This is a genomic window from Luteibacter sp. CQ10, from assembly GCF_040900725.1.
Classification (GTDB): domain Bacteria; phylum Pseudomonadota; class Gammaproteobacteria; order Xanthomonadales; family Rhodanobacteraceae; genus Luteibacter.
In genome coordinates this window covers 64,071-77,956 of the sequence record NZ_JAEUYM010000006.1, presented here as the reverse complement: position 1 = coordinate 77,956, position 13,886 = coordinate 64,071, and the positions used below count along the sequence as shown (strand labels likewise).

Below are 13,886 nucleotides of genomic sequence, written 5' to 3'. Positions count from 1 at the left end.
AAAGGAATCCAGCACATGCCAAATGTCGCCAGCTACATTTATTTCAAACTCGTCTACAACTACCTCGACAAGGAAATCGCCAAGTTCGGTGACCTCCTTATGGATCGGACGGCCAAATGGGCGAGCGCCATCTCGCTCACCCTGGTGACCGTATGGATACTCGCCCAAGGCTTCCGCATCATCAGTGGCCAGTCGCGCGAGCCCATGATGGGAAAGGTCCTCCATATGGGCCGCATAGCGGTCATCGTCAGTGCGGCCAGTACGATGACCCTTGCCGGGACGAACCTGCACCACCTGCTGACGGTCGATCTCGACAAGGAAGTCCATGGACTTTTCACAGGCCAGCCCAACCGCACGACCGCCGCAGCCATCGACGAGAATCTGGCATGGACCCAGCTCGCGCTGACGACGATCGATGCCGTACAGGTGATGTCGTCCGACCCGGAGATGCTGGCTACCAAGCAGCAAACGTCCTGGCTAGCGGTCGTCGGCAGCGCCAGCCCGCCCATGGCCGCGGGGGCCATGCTGCTTCTCTACCAATTCGCCATGGCGCTTTTCATCGGGCTCGGCCCCATCTTCATTCTCTGCCTGATCTTCGATCAGACGAAGGAGCTGTTCAAAAAGTGGCTCATGTACGGCATCGGCACCATCTTTTCGATGGCTTTGCTCAGTGCCGTAAGTGGCATCGTCCTCGGACTCACCATCAATGTCAGCAAGGCCATGTGGGGCGCGAAGATCGCCAACAAACTTCTCGGCACCGACACCGAGGGCCTAACTAGCACAGCATTGCAACAAGGCGGAATCGGTTTACTCCTCACCGTACTCATCATTTCCGTACCGCCGATGGCCGCCATGTTCTTCCAGGGAACGCTTGGCAGCTTTATGAGTTATTCGGCGTTCGCTGGGGGAGCGGCAAGTCAGCCGGGGCCACAGGGGCAGCCGCCTGGATCGTATTCCGGGCATTCACCTGTATCGTCCCGTCTTCCGACCACTGCGAATCCGTCCGCTCAAGGCCCCAACAATCTCTCTCTTCGAAACGCCATGCCGACCTCGCCGTCACAAAGAGATGAAATTAAATTATCCATCGCACAAAGGCTTGATCGATGAAACGACCATCCGCCTACCTGGTTCTTCTTTCGCTTTTCTCCCCCGCTTATTCGATAGCCGAAGGCGGATGTCCGCCAGGGCAATTCCCCCAAGCTGGGCAGGGATGGCAGACCTGCATTCCGATGCCGAACTATTCCGGAGGAGCTTCTTCGCCCCAAATGCCTAGTGAAGTTTGGGAAGATCGCTATGGTTCGCTTGCCACGGATTCCATGGCCGGAGTAATCGGTTCATCAAGCAACCAACCGACGCGTGCAGGAGCCGAAGCGGAAGCCATGTTCCAGTGCACGCTGGCCGGCGGAACGGACTGTCTAATGCAAGGAAGCTACGGGAACGAATGCCTCGCCATGGCCCTTGGGCCCAATAGTTTTCTATTGCGAAACGGGGCTACGAAGGCCGCAGCTGAGAAGAAGGCTCTCGATGATTGCGCCAAGGAAAACGACACCTGCGGAATCTATCATTCGTCCTGCAGCTTCCCCGTACGGATTCGCTAGATTCGCTCCTTGATTATAAATAATCGATAGCACTTCAACCTTCTCAACGAATCAGATAGGCGATCCAGGTCACCTGTCCATGACAGTGGATCTATTCGTCTCTGAACGGATGAGGCGGAGGCGCCCGCCCCCATTCGTGCTTGGACCAACAGGAGGTTCAAGCAAATGCTCCAACCACATGCACGGGCATGCCCGGAAAACTTGTCACAGAAAACATAAGAATGGAATTGCTATGAAACGAACCATCGCGACGCTGGCCCTGACATCATCCTTAGTGGTGCTTGGCGGATGCGTCGGACTCCCCACCCCCATGGATCACCGCATTGGCACGGAAGTCACTAGCGAGCAACTGTCATCGTTCAAGCCTGGCAAGACAACCCGCGAGGACGTCGTCTCGGCCATTGGCCACCCGGCTCAGAAATCGGAACATATGGGTAAGGAAATCTGGACCTACCCGTTCACCCTGATCGCCGCCATCGGGAAGGACCGCCAGGAAAGCACGATCTTTGAGTTCGACAAGAAGGGCGTCTTACTGAGCGCCTATAAGGCTGGCGCCGTCCCCGGGCAAACGGGCAATCCACTCTTGAATGCTGCGGGTATGTAAATTTGCAAGAAGGCACCGTTGGCTCCCGACGGACTCAGCGATGCCTTCCTCTCTTGAGCCTACTTCGACTATTCGCCCGGCCACTCTCTGGCACGGTTCGCTCGCGACAAGATCAACATCAAAAGACGAATCCGCCGAACGGTTCGCGATGACGTTGCCCGCTCAACGCGACCATCGCAGACCAAAGCCCCTTGACCTCCTGGCGATCTGCAGCGTGAAGGATCAGGCGATCATGACCACCTATGGATGCGATGTTCCCCTGGAGACACAGGAAGGACCGCAAGCGACCCAGGCCTTACGGCGTCATGGGTCACACGGATTCTCACGCCTTTTTTAAATGATTAACACCGCGCTTCATAACTCAACTCGGACCAACCGCACTACAACGTGGACTTCCGATGCAATTTTTCCAAGGACGCACACGAAAGTCATGTTAACGACTCGACCATCTGCCAATTCTTTGTGCCGATTACGCAAGCTAGCTCTCTCGGCTTCCGCCCTGAGTATCACAGCTTGTACAGGCACCCTCACTGCCTCGCGGCCCAATCCTGCCCTGACCGGATTGGGTAATGGTCAAGTTTCGGGCGAAATCTCTCCCAAGGATTCAACGAGGCTGTGCGAAGCGAACTTCGACGACGAAACAAACTTCGTCGGCGGAACGAACTCCATCTACTCAACCTGGACACTGACTCCACTGGGCGAGGAGTCGCGCGAAGCCATGGGACGTCTGAAGGCTTTTGTCTCGTCGATTCCTGAGGCAAAAATGATCTCGGAAAAATACTACGGCTCGCGAGCGAGCATGGATATAGAGCTTTCCGGTGCCTCTTTCATGCGCCCAATGTACGTAGACATCGTCAAAATTCCAGATTTTCGCCCCCTCCCGGTGCGGGTGGAGTTTGACGCCGAGATGGGAGCCACCTCCTTTGTACTACGATCTTTGGCCAAGCAGCAGGGCTACCGCGACAGACTTAAATTCGCGGCGTGCTCGATGCTCTCAGTAGTAGCGAAAGGAGCGCTTGCGGAACCCATAGACAAAAAGGCCAAGCGCCCCCGCCTCGTCAACCCGTTCAAGAAGCCAATTGACGAGTCGGACGACCGCATGCGCCTTAAGAAAGACGGCATGGAAATGCTTATGTCCAGAGCAACGAACGCCGGGAAAGCTGTAGTTCTGATGCCGACGGTACAACTGCATGGGAAATATCCTGAGAGTCTGAACCAGCTTCGCGAAGAGCGGCTCGTCAGCTATTGGATGGATCTCATGGGAACGGTCACATGGCGACGCACTGGAACCGAGACTAGGGTACTGGAAGCCGGCAACACCACGAGCATGAAAGAGCGAGGACTTGCCGGACATATCTTCCGTTATCCAGATGGCAAGAAGTCACAGTATCAGTTCTTTATTGTCGACCCTGGGACGTATGACCTTGTGGGAGCAAGCACGGATCTGCGGCGCGCTCCTATGCCCGATATGACCGGAAGGTCATGGTCCGAAAAAGTATCCCTAGGAAAGATGTCGCTTCGTGCGACTCAGGACACTGAATACTATCAATCTACCGAATGGCAGGATGCCAAGTTCCAAACTCGAAGCTACCCTCAGAGCTACTGCCAGCTAGTTCACGTGAGTGGAAACTGCGTAGGCTATGGTTACACCACGCAAAGCGTCACAGAGCAAGTGGAAGCCGCCGGATATAAACAGGTTAGGCGGGATAGACAAGTGAGCGGCCTTCGCCTGACCATGGATCTTGCGAAGCCTTTTGCATCGTTCACGGTCGCTGGAGGTGAAGTCGCTGTCATAGACGGCTTTGCCCTTGACGGATCGTCCGGAACCATCAATCCAAATGCTTGCAAGCAAAGCGACGACGGTGTAGCTGTATGTGCCATGCGCTCCTTCAGCCTCCTTCGAATACCAGCCAAAATGGAGCACATCCGGTATTGGCAGGATAATCCGTTGATTGGACCCGCAGCCTCCGGCTTGCTCACAAAGGCGAAGCCGGTCGAGGTTTCCGTTACCTCAAGCGCGACTTTAAAGCCAGAGAAGCCAGGGACCTTCGAAGCTGGCTGGGCTCGACGCTACGTGCTGAAAGCCGACCGGTAAATTAATCGCAACAAGGATCGCGAGACCTCTCTCTTGGAATAAGCAACTGCATCTGATCGATTGCCCATTCCTGAATGATTGCAAGGCCATAGCGACGTTAGAAAGTGACGACCGATTGCTGAGGGCCGAGCACGTAGTACCAGGTAGCCGAATCTGTTGTATCCACGATCAATTAAGGGGGGGACGCGGAACTTGCGTGTCCTGAATGGCGTGTCCTCAGGGGACACGCCATTCAAGAATGGTATGCCTTTGACTATGTAGGTTCCCCACTTGTTGGTGATTGACGAGCAGGCCATTCCGGCGTCGAACTCCGCCGTGTCGGTGAGCGCTCGGCCTGATCCCCATCGTCATCGGCGTTTATCTACAGATCCGGGAATATGCCGCCGGAAGACACATAGGCTTGCTCGATGTGGTAGCCGGCATCGTCAGTGCCGCACTGTACGGTACGAGCTGGATGGGTGTTCTCATGAAGTCGCGTATCGAACTCATGGATATGTATCTGCAATATGCACTGGAAAGCAAAGGCGACGACCAAGAACCGTGAGACAAGCCGGGCTTTCATACGACTTCTTTCGGCAGGCGTCGTGACTGCCCATCCGATTTCCATCTTCAACCAGGCTCCCACTACTCAAGGTGCTCGCTCACCTACGCTGGTCCAGCAAAGTCCGTTGCATAGTGGCAACCACCGCCATCTCCTGCGGCGAATAGATCATGTCCCAAACGTCATACAGCGTTATCCCCGGGGCACAGACTCGGCGCATGGCACACACCTGCATCGTCTTGAGCCCTCCGGCTTCGCAGGTGCCCGAGTACGAGCAGGCGACGCTTTCGACGGCAACCCGCTGGAGCTCCCTGAGCTTCCCGGTCATCGCTGTACCCGCGACGGCATCCTTACCAAGATCCCAATCGGCATCCGGCGTATGCATCAAGTATTGGCCTGCGGCCTCGATATCGGAGTAGGACGTCGAATGCAGGACAATGTCGATGGCCTCCTTCGAACGCCCAGCGATAAGCCCACCGTCGTCATTCACCAAGTTCCTGGCTTCCCCCAGGTCCGTGTGTGACAGGCGATAACTCGTGGCATCAATATCCCGAGCGTGGCTGCAGAAGCGGAGACGCCATGCCCTGTACTCCCTGGTCGAGGCATCCACCGGTCGGGAGCTGGATGGCGGTCGCCCCAGGTTTTCACATTGGGCCGAGGCATCGGCTAGAAGCGCCCTCGCATCGAGATCGTCCTTCGCCCTTGCCTTGAGGCGAGAAGACAAGGTCTCGTAAGTATCCCCCTGGAGATACAACCCACGATGGTCGGCGACGCGATTCAGCGGAGCATACTGAACTTTCGCCTCCTCCCTCGCGGCACGCGAGTTCGTCTGTACCGGACTCTGAGCGTAGGCGGCCTCTGCGAATGAGCCATTCCTCACAATAATGAGCGTGACAAGTCCGGCTACCGTCACAAGCGCCAGACTGATTTTCAGGGTAGTTCGCGTCGTCATGTGAGTTTCCTACTGAGGGCGGCACTCACCAAAGGCTTTCCAACGGACACTTCCGTGCTGGGATACCTTCGTAAATTTCCAAGTGTCGCCGCCATACATGTGAACCGTGACGCCGCTTCCCACTTTCACTGGATTCATCGGTGAAATGAGATCGGCTGCGTTCGCGAATTGACCCACGATGACATCCTCTGAGGTGCAATCCACCTCATCCGACATGACGTGCTTCCGATTAGGCGACACCTTCACCACCACCCCACTGCCGAGGGGAACGGGAATCATGGGAATGTCATCCCCCACAGGCGACCATCCGCTTCCATCGAGGCCACCGCTGCTAGGAGGTCCGCCGGCCGGCGCCCCGCCGCTTCCTTCCCACGCATAGCAGTTGCCGAACTGGGCCGTGCAATAGCCGTCGGCACATGCGTCAAATACTTCGCAGTAGACCCCGCCTCCAACGTCGTATAACGCGTGGGCGAGCGGGCTGTACAACATGCCAAACGCGGACGTCAAAATAAACGCAACGACCGACTGAATCCACTTCATCATGCAGCTCCCTGTCTTAGTGAAGCCAACGGTGACTGACGATCGAATCTGGATAGGACAGTAGGCCACGCTCGACGATATCGCAATAACTTGCGAATACACATAATCGGCAAATGCCACGAAGCGGCATGGGCCGATCGGCTTTTCGTGGCGGGCGTATACCGAACGCAGTAGCGGTAGAGCTTACGCTTCGACGATGGGAGGCTACTTGTCAGAATCTGTTTTCCACCCTCCATCCCGGTTACGCGATGCGCGCCATATCGTCGTACCGCCCTCGCGCCACGGCTCATCCTTATCCGGCGGATCGTCATAGATGGGCGGAAGAAAGCCCGGAAAGAGGATGAGTCGGACCTTGGTCTGACCAATGTCGAGCATCAGTCGAAAGTCCAACGACTTCGGAAGCCGGCGATTGCCGATCATGCCGGTAATGACCACATCGGAACGGATCAACTCGTGCAGGCCTACCATCAACGACTGATCACGTCCGAAGCGATCACAGAGAATGATCTCCAGGAAGGACGCCTGATCGTTTGATCGATAGCCTGTGTCATGCCATAGGTCGCGCGGCGCGTCATCTTCCGAACTCCAGGTGACTTCGGAGCTTCCACGATAAATGGCTTGATAGGGCAGCCAGGCGTCTCCGCGCACGGCGAGGGTGAATTCGCCGATGGGTAGCGATTTCGCCGACTTCAAACGCCGACGCAGCTTGCCGTAATAGCCGATCGCCGCTATCGAGAATCCGGTGATAGCTGCACGAATTAACCGCGAGTCGTTTTCGATCCGGTAACCGCCGTCCGCCATGCCCGCCATGCAGGTCACCGCCGCCACGGCCGCGAGCAATATCAGCGTCGCCGCTATGGCTTGTCGCATTTCCATACACCTATCTTCCTAAGCTGCCGCCCGCGCGCGATACACATCCGCCCGGCTGGGCCAGGCCATGCCCAGCCGGAACGCATCACCTCCAAAGACATACGAAGCATCGCTCACCGCGACATCGATGGCCCACCGATCGACCTCTCGAACATTCGCTCGTGCAACCGCTGCTGTCTCAGGTCCGCCTCCTGCTGCTCTTGCTGCTCGAATATCCGCATGGCCTCGGGCCATCTCGCCCCGCTCTGATCCAGCCTAACTTCCAGTGTTGCTCTTCCATATCCTCGTCCTTCCTTATCAACAACTAGTTCCGAAATCTTTCTTCAAGCTCCGCGGCTCTCTCTGCCACTTCGCGTAACTCGCAAGTTTCGCTGTCGACCTGATCGATCGAGCCATCCTCATCAGGAGGCGAGCATCGGCCGGACATCGAGGTCGACCATGCATGATCTTCACCCTCGAAGGCGTCTCTTTCGTCGGCCCCTAATCGGTTCAACAATTTCTGTCGGACCGTGTCGAGTCGCTGATCCTGGTATGCACGTTCCCTCCCAGTACAGCTGAGAAAATCCGAAGTTGCGACACTCCGCGATAAGCACACAGCATAGGCTGCCCGCAGTCCAACGGCCTCCCCGCCCGAGTCGTCCGCTTTGCGGCCGACCGCTTCGGCTCGCCCCGATCCCATCAATCTCGATTCCAAGATCGTTGCACGCTTGGCTGCCTCTTTCGTCATGCACGCCCGCCGCTCAACGCCCGTCACCTTCCCGCACGCGGCATCCCTCTGCTTGATCCAAAGAACTTCCTCGCTTTTCAGCGACGCGGCGCCGCTTTTTGGTAGGGACGCAACTACCTCCTTGTAAGTCACCGTAAGTCGTTCTTCCTGATAGTCCGCTTCGATATCGACGCATGCACCCGCGTCGGGCTCGATCGTCCCCGACTTACCGAAACATCGTTCGTAGGAGGGACGCAGCCCCACAGAAGCGTTCACCGCCTCCCACCGTCTATCGTCCGTACTGGACGCATCCATGCCGACGGCAATCAACGCTACTGAGGCGGTCCATCGGAGGCCGATTCGTCTCACTGTGCTCACTCCTTGGCGAATGGTGCCGCCCGGCGCCCTCAGGCACCTTACGCCGGGCGGAGCGATCCGAGTCACAAAAGCCACTTCGCCGAACGATGCACGGTAGCGAAGCAACACCATCTTCAACGCGACATCGACGGCCCACCGATCGACCTCTCCGTCATCCGCTCCTGCAACCTCTGCTGTTTCAAGTCCGCCTCCTGCTGCTCCTGCTGCTCGAACATCCGCATGGCCTCGGGCCATCTCGCCCCGCTCTGCTCCATGGGCGTATTGGCCTCCTTTGTCATCACTTGCAGGTATTTACTTTCCCAGGTGTATTCCTCACCGCGGGGAGAGAATTGCTCGCCCCACATTTTCGTCCCGTCGGGCGTTAGCCAGACCTTGTCGATTCGGCTCAAGCCCTCCATGCGTGCCTGCACGACGAGTGCCGAAGCGATGTTGTCGGTGTGTTGGTCCGGCTGCCGCCCGAGCGACGCATCGAGCTCGACAACCCGCCTGCGGGTCTGTAGGTAAAGGGAGTGGTCCGGATGTCCGACGCTATCGAGGCGAGATGGCGTCGAGCTTTGCGTCTCCCATGCGGGCTCCGCAGAGATGGCCATGCGGGTAAGGTGCTCCGAGGCATCCAGCTCTTCCTTCACCAGACCTTCGGGATGGCTCGTCGAGCCGAACCACCCTGGGCGAGACCATTCTCCCTCGCCGTCGCGCGTGTAGCCGTGACCGTCCGACGCCATGACCTTCTCCATTGGCTTGGCGAGAGCGCGTGACACCACCTCCGGCATGGGTCCGTGTCTTCCCCAACCCTCATGCTCATAGGTGGCCTGATAACGCATGGCGACGGATCGGGAGGATTCGGCCAGGTTCTCCATGATCGTCCGCTCGGCCGCCTCGTCGAGCTGGGCAGCCCTTTCAGGCGATGCCACCTCCCGGCGCCTGAGCATGTGGCCGTGCTCCTGCCACCCGACCGCGACGTCCCGCGACCACTGATGCGTCTGGGGATCGTGCTTCCACGGCGCATCGCGCAGGCTGGGCGTATCCCGTTGCGAGGACAGCTGCACGTAAGGATCTTTCGGCGCGTAGTCGCGCCCGAGGGCCATCTCGGTCGCCATGCTGCTTGCCTGGTAATCGAGCCAGCTCGCCTCTTCACCACTCGCCCGCTCCGGCTTCCAGTTCGGCACGCCGGGGACGGGCGGCATGTCCAGCTCCCAGACGGACGACTCGTTCAGTACCCAGGGCCGTCCGTCCCGTCCACGTTGATGGTGGATGCGATACGCGTCGACAGCATCCGCCAACCTGTCGCCGACCACTCCTCCGGCGAGACCGCCTAGACCGCCGGTAACGAGCAGACCGGGCCCGGATTCAATGCCCATCGCGCCACCGGCCAGCAGCCCGGCTTGGATACCCGCCCACCCCGCCGCGTTCCGGCTGGCGAAATGCAACATGTGCGAGTTGGCGGATGTCTCGTTCCCGTCATCGAGGCGCTCCCGCACGTCCCGTGCGACGTTAACGGTGTCCACGACCGATGTGACCGCCCCGAGGCCACGGACGACCTTCGGCGCCAAGGGCACCGAACGCCCGGCCTCATTGATGGCCTCATTCGTGGCAGGTCCGAGCGACGGACGATCCGACGTGAGCTTGGTCTCTCCAATGGCGACGGGTTTCGACGGCAAGCCTTCGAGCAGGCGCTTGTCCACGGGCTCGGGAAGGTGCGGCACCGAGCCGGCGTGTCCAGCGTCTGCCGGAAAGAGAATGCGGCTAGTACCTTCGGGCGTTCCTCGCACCGCATCGCGCGGATCGAGCCGGAAGATCATCTCGCCTTCCTTCGACCGATGGATCACGTTGAGACGAACGTCCGTCGGTTCGTGTTTCTTCTGCAGGTACGGTACGGCACTCAACGCATTGCAGTAATCCCGCATGAGGTTGCCGCAGCGGATCGACAGACCGTCGCGGCCGTAGCCGCCGCCGACGTCGGAATGCGCGCCGGGCACTTGCAGATTGAGAAAGCGGCCGTCTTCGGAGAGGCCCGGCGGAATGACCTCATCCGAGAGGAACAGCATGCGTTTCTCGTCCATCGCCGTGATTTGGAGGCCAGAGATCACGGAGGGTGGAAGGCGCCGGTCGAAATCCAGGGGTACGCCGGTGGCGACGGGGTCGAACAGGCCGACGGCTTGGAGGACTTTGCCGGGTTCGCCAATGTAACGGTCGTAGCGAAAGCTGCCATCAGGCTGGGTCACTTTGCTTTCGAGGTCGGGAATGCCCCTTTCATGCAGGAGACGAGCGAAGCCGGGAACTTGGCTTGCGCCTCGGCTGAAGCCTATCGATTTCACCCGAACGTCAATGTCGGAGTCCTTGGCGGCCCACCGATTGGCTTGAATAACGAGTCGCTCGTAAGCTCGTTCGATGTTCGCTTTGTAGGACGAGCCACGAACGGCATCGAGCTTCGCCTCGAAGAAATCCTTCTGGGTTCCCGACCCTTCAATATACGTCCCAGTGAAGTGACTGAACCGATTGCCATCTTCTCCAATCAACTCGTCGTAGATCTTGGCGACGTTAGTGGCGTGCATCGGATCGTTAAATTTACTGTTCCCGGTGCCGTCGAAGGCCACGAGATAAAGCCTTTCGCGCGGATCGGTTCCACTCGTGAGTGGGCGCACCTTAAATTGCGCTAGGAGGTCACTAGCCTCCTTATAACGTTCGAGTACGTCAGGCCCGACATTCGTGTGACCAACCCCATCGTCAGGCGCGCCATCAATGGCGATCTTGTTCTCTATCATGGCATTCCCTGCTTAGAACGTTACTGATTTGGCCAGCACGATGTCGTCACGAAAGCGGCGGCTCCGCAGTTCCGGAGCGTCTCCAGTCTCAATCACCAGTAGGGCGCGCATGAAGACACCCACTGTTCGATCGTTAACCTCTACGAGGATGTCTGGACTCACCGGCTCGGTGGACAAGGTTTCAAGCCAACGCTCCTTGATGTCCTCGCGCGCGACCGCATGGAGCACCCGGCGGTCCTTGAAAAGTACGTCGAAGTCAATTGACGTCGCGTGCTCTTCGCCATCCAACGAGGTCCATTCGATTTCCAACGGCCCAGGGAAGGTCTTCCCGTCCTTGGCGAGAACGGCGTGCCCCGCAGTCCAGTCGTCTCTCCAGTTAGCTACGGGCGGCGGCCCCTTTGGCCGGTCATGTGCGATGCCACGAATCCACTTCCGAGTTCCAAACTGGTAACGGTTGTAGACGCCGCTACACGACAAGGTGTTGTAGCAACGGAACCCGAAAGCGTGGGTATGAAAACGAATCGGCCACGGCTCCTGGCCATACAGGGGTCCGGCGAGTTCGCGACGGACGGATTCTTCAGACATGACGTTCGATCCTCCAAATCAGGGTGGCTTACCCATCGAGTGTTCAAGCGTTCGAAGTAAGGGTTTTTTTTGATAGCGGTCGCTAGACGGGTTCAAGCCACGTCCATAGCGTTCCTTACTCAATACGTAACCGATCTAGCCAGCATCGGGTCAAAACGGAGGCCGCTCACCTTCGTCCCCGGTTCGTCTTCCACCTCGGTGACGATCAGCGCTTCCATGTAGACGCTCACGGTACGGTTGTTGACCTCAACCATGATGTCGGGGCTCACCGGCTCAATGGAGAGCGTCTGAAGCCATAACTCTTTGACTTCCTCTCGCGTCACCGTATGGAGGACCAGCCGCTCCTTGAACAAAGTGTCGAGGTCTATCGAAGTGGCATGTTCTTCGCCATCTAGCGACGTCCACTCGATCTCGACTGGCCCTGGAAAGGTTTTTCCACCCTTCGCGAGAATGGCGTGTCCGCAACGCCACTTGTTTCGATCGTTTTTTGGCGGCGACCCGGATGGGCCGTCATGAGGGATGCCATCGATCCACTTGCGAGTACCGAACTGATAGCGGTTGTAGACACCGCTGCACGCCAGCGTGTTGTAGCAATGAAAAATGAAACCGTGGGTATGAAACCGAATCGGCCAGGGCTCCTGGCCATACAACGGCCCGGCGAGTTGGCGACGGACAGATTCTTCAGACATGACGTTCGATCCTCCAGATCAGGGTGGTCAACCCATCGAGTGTTTCAGTCGCTCCAACAAAGATCTTGAGATAGCTCTCATTGGACGAGGTCAATTCATCATCGGGACAGGGACTCAGCGCGACGCCTTGACCCGCTGATCCCTCTCCAACCTACCCAAGTCCTTCGCCTGTTGCCAACACATCCGTGCATTCGCTTCGGCCGCACACAACACACCAAGATGCGTCAGCTCACCAATGGCTTCCAATCCCAAGGCCATCCTGCCGCAATCCAGGTCATCGGTTTCATGCACCAGGTCCGCCAGCAACTGGCTTAGGCCTCGTGCGTACTGCAACCATTCGGTCGCCTGATTCAACAACTCATGGGCGGTTGCATCCTCATCGAAGGCATAGCAACCGACCTGTTTCACCACACGCTCGCTCGAGAAAGACATCTTCTGTTCCTTGAGAAAACCGCACCCGAGGTCCAGGCGCGGCATGCCGCATCACGCGACATGCCGCGGATCAAACGGACTCGCGGGTTCCTCCGGCTGCCCGTGACCGGGCGCCGGGCGGCTGATTGACGAAGTAGGAGCGGCGCCCACCTTTCTTACCAGCGCACGTGACCACGCCGGGTCGAAACGGCCAAAAAAAGCAGAGGCTTATGGCGAGACGCCGCGGTTCTTCAACCGTGTCTGCGCGGGACGCAGACGGCCCGGTTTCCAAGGGGGATGCCGCCTTGGGGGTTCGGCGGGCGAGCGGGTGCCGTATGATCGGGGGTAGCCACTGGTTAACTCCTCGTAAGTTGGCTGTGGTTAGCGAGTCAGGGGTGTTGCAGCACTCCTGGCTCGCGACTTTTCACCGCTTTGAGCGATGGTTGCCTGCGACGTGTGTTCGACGTTGGCGCGGGCAACGGGTTGAACGTAGCAAATCAACGAAAGGTTGTCTGTAGTCGCGGCAGGCATCCGCGAATTCAGGCCCCGATGCGACGACAGGTCAGGGCAGATCCTGCATGTCGTAAAGCCCTGCTCTCTTTGCATACGCCTTTGCGTCTTCCAGCGAGTCGAAGAATTCGAGATCTGGATACATTTCGCGAAATCCGTCGCGATCTTTATCGTTCGCAAAGCAATAAAACGTCAGCCACGAGGACCTGTCGGACACGGCCATCCACGTCCGACTTTGTGGGATCAGATACGCACGTTCCTGAGCGTCATAGATAGAAAGGAGTTCGGGCGCCTGACTTTCGTACAGCATCGTCTCGACATCAGCCGGGTCGTCTGTCGTCGAAAACTCCAGCGCGCCAAAGTAGCCGGTCTCGGCTGCGTACGGCACCGGGTCAGGTATCGTGAAAAAGATGCTGAGAAGCGAACCACCCCTTGAGGATTCCCATGCCTGCGAGGCTCGAAGATAGCCAACCGTGAATACGGCGGCGTTCCCCGTAGCGAGGAATGATCCGAATCGTCCCTTCAGAACCACTTCGACTGGCTTGTCTTCGTCGTCGCGAGCTTCGTCGAACCAATATCGATGATCGCTGGCATTCTGGATGACTCTCATGGAAGTGGTTCGCCTCGCTCACGAGTGCTTTGATA

The 13,886-nt window shown here is 58.1% G+C and carries 13 protein-coding genes; 4 read left to right on the top strand and 9 right to left on the bottom strand.

What is annotated here, in order from left to right:
- Positions 1–15: 15 nt before the first annotated feature.
- From JNG39_RS19230 to JNG39_RS19215, 4 genes are all read left to right on the top strand, one after another.
- The gene (locus JNG39_RS19230) at positions 16–1,107 is read left to right on the top strand and encodes a type IV secretion system protein (protein ID WP_368313580.1); all 1,092 of its coding nucleotides are present in this window, start codon (positions 16–18) and stop codon (positions 1,105–1,107) included.
- Positions 1,104–1,598, top strand: a complete 495-nt coding sequence (locus JNG39_RS19225) for a DUF4189 domain-containing protein (RefSeq protein ID WP_368313579.1) — start codon at positions 1,104–1,106, stop codon at positions 1,596–1,598. Before JNG39_RS19230 ends, JNG39_RS19225 begins: the two co-directional genes overlap by 4 nt.
- Positions 1,599–1,830: 232 nt before the next feature.
- Positions 1,831–2,202 carry an outer membrane protein assembly factor BamE gene (locus tag JNG39_RS19220; RefSeq protein WP_368313578.1) on the top strand — a complete coding sequence of 124 codons (372 nt, stop codon included), beginning with the start codon at positions 1,831–1,833 and terminating at the stop codon, positions 2,200–2,202.
- A gap of 430 nt (positions 2,203–2,632) precedes the next feature.
- Positions 2,633–4,297, top strand: a complete 1,665-nt coding sequence (locus JNG39_RS19215; protein WP_368313577.1) for a hypothetical protein — start codon at positions 2,633–2,635, stop codon at positions 4,295–4,297.
- A 641-nt stretch (positions 4,298–4,938) separates the two neighbouring features.
- Here JNG39_RS19215 and JNG39_RS19210 read toward each other — a convergent pair.
- The 9 genes from JNG39_RS19210 to JNG39_RS19170 form a co-directional block, all read right to left on the bottom strand.
- Positions 4,939–5,790 carry a hypothetical protein gene (locus JNG39_RS19210; RefSeq protein ID WP_368313576.1) on the bottom strand — a complete coding sequence of 284 codons (852 nt, stop codon included), beginning with the start codon at positions 5,788–5,790 and terminating at the stop codon, positions 4,939–4,941.
- A gap of 9 nt (positions 5,791–5,799) precedes the next feature.
- Positions 5,800–6,330: a hypothetical protein gene (locus tag JNG39_RS19205; protein WP_368313575.1), complete on the bottom strand. Its 531-nt coding sequence runs from the start codon at positions 6,328–6,330 to the stop codon at positions 5,800–5,802.
- 204 nt (positions 6,331–6,534) lie between these two features.
- Positions 6,535–7,206 (bottom strand): hypothetical protein, encoded by a 672-nt coding sequence (locus JNG39_RS19200; RefSeq protein ID WP_368313574.1) that lies wholly within the window; start codon positions 7,204–7,206, stop codon positions 6,535–6,537.
- Between the two features lie 298 nt (positions 7,207–7,504).
- Positions 7,505–8,221 carry a lysozyme inhibitor LprI family protein gene (locus JNG39_RS19195; protein WP_368313743.1) on the bottom strand — a complete coding sequence of 239 codons (717 nt, stop codon included), beginning with the start codon at positions 8,219–8,221 and terminating at the stop codon, positions 7,505–7,507.
- 176 nt (positions 8,222–8,397) lie between these two features.
- The gene (locus JNG39_RS19190) at positions 8,398–11,046 is read right to left on the bottom strand and encodes an XVIPCD domain-containing protein (protein ID WP_368313573.1); all 2,649 of its coding nucleotides are present in this window, start codon (positions 11,044–11,046) and stop codon (positions 8,398–8,400) included.
- A 12-nt stretch (positions 11,047–11,058) separates the two neighbouring features.
- A complete protein-coding gene (locus tag JNG39_RS19185; protein ID WP_368313572.1) occupies positions 11,059–11,631 on the bottom strand; it encodes a hypothetical protein in 573 nt (190 codons plus the stop codon).
- A gap of 119 nt (positions 11,632–11,750) precedes the next feature.
- Positions 11,751–12,320, bottom strand: coding sequence for a hypothetical protein (locus JNG39_RS19180; protein ID WP_368313571.1), 570 nt, complete (start codon positions 12,318–12,320; stop codon positions 11,751–11,753).
- 114 nt (positions 12,321–12,434) lie between these two features.
- A complete protein-coding gene (locus JNG39_RS19175; protein WP_368313570.1) occupies positions 12,435–12,797 on the bottom strand; it encodes a hypothetical protein in 363 nt (120 codons plus the stop codon).
- A gap of 496 nt (positions 12,798–13,293) precedes the next feature.
- Complete coding sequence (locus JNG39_RS19170) at positions 13,294–13,851, bottom strand: hypothetical protein (RefSeq protein WP_368313569.1); 558 nt, start codon at positions 13,849–13,851, stop codon at positions 13,294–13,296.
- Positions 13,852–13,886: the final 35 nt, after the last annotated feature.

Bases quoted from the DNA above. Each gene is read 5' to 3' on its own strand.
- JNG39_RS19170 (WP_368313569.1), bottom strand. From the start codon at position 13,851: ATGAGAGTCATCCAGAATGCCAGCGATCATCGATATTGGTTCGACGAA.
- JNG39_RS19210 (WP_368313576.1), bottom strand. From the start codon at position 5,790: ATGACGACGCGAACTACCCTGAAAATCAGTCTGGCGCTTGTGACGGTA.
- JNG39_RS19180 (WP_368313571.1), bottom strand. From the start codon at position 12,320: ATGTCTGAAGAATCTGTCCGTCGCCAACTCGCCGGGCCGTTGTATGGC.
- JNG39_RS19230 (WP_368313580.1), top strand. From the start codon at position 16: ATGCCAAATGTCGCCAGCTACATTTATTTCAAACTCGTCTACAACTAC.
- JNG39_RS19200 (WP_368313574.1), bottom strand. From the start codon at position 7,206: ATGGAAATGCGACAAGCCATAGCGGCGACGCTGATATTGCTCGCGGCC.
- JNG39_RS19175 (WP_368313570.1), bottom strand. From the start codon at position 12,797: ATGCCGCGCCTGGACCTCGGGTGCGGTTTTCTCAAGGAACAGAAGATG.
- JNG39_RS19220 (WP_368313578.1), top strand. From the start codon at position 1,831: ATGAAACGAACCATCGCGACGCTGGCCCTGACATCATCCTTAGTGGTG.
- JNG39_RS19225 (WP_368313579.1), top strand. From the start codon at position 1,104: ATGAAACGACCATCCGCCTACCTGGTTCTTCTTTCGCTTTTCTCCCCC.
- JNG39_RS19185 (WP_368313572.1), bottom strand. From the start codon at position 11,631: ATGTCTGAAGAATCCGTCCGTCGCGAACTCGCCGGACCCCTGTATGGC.
- JNG39_RS19205 (WP_368313575.1), bottom strand. From the start codon at position 6,330: ATGAAGTGGATTCAGTCGGTCGTTGCGTTTATTTTGACGTCCGCGTTT.
- JNG39_RS19195 (WP_368313743.1), bottom strand. From the start codon at position 8,221: ATGGATGCGTCCAGTACGGACGATAGACGGTGGGAGGCGGTGAACGCT.
- JNG39_RS19215 (WP_368313577.1), top strand. From the start codon at position 2,633: ATGTTAACGACTCGACCATCTGCCAATTCTTTGTGCCGATTACGCAAG.
- JNG39_RS19190 (WP_368313573.1), bottom strand. From the start codon at position 11,046: ATGATAGAGAACAAGATCGCCATTGATGGCGCGCCTGACGATGGGGTT.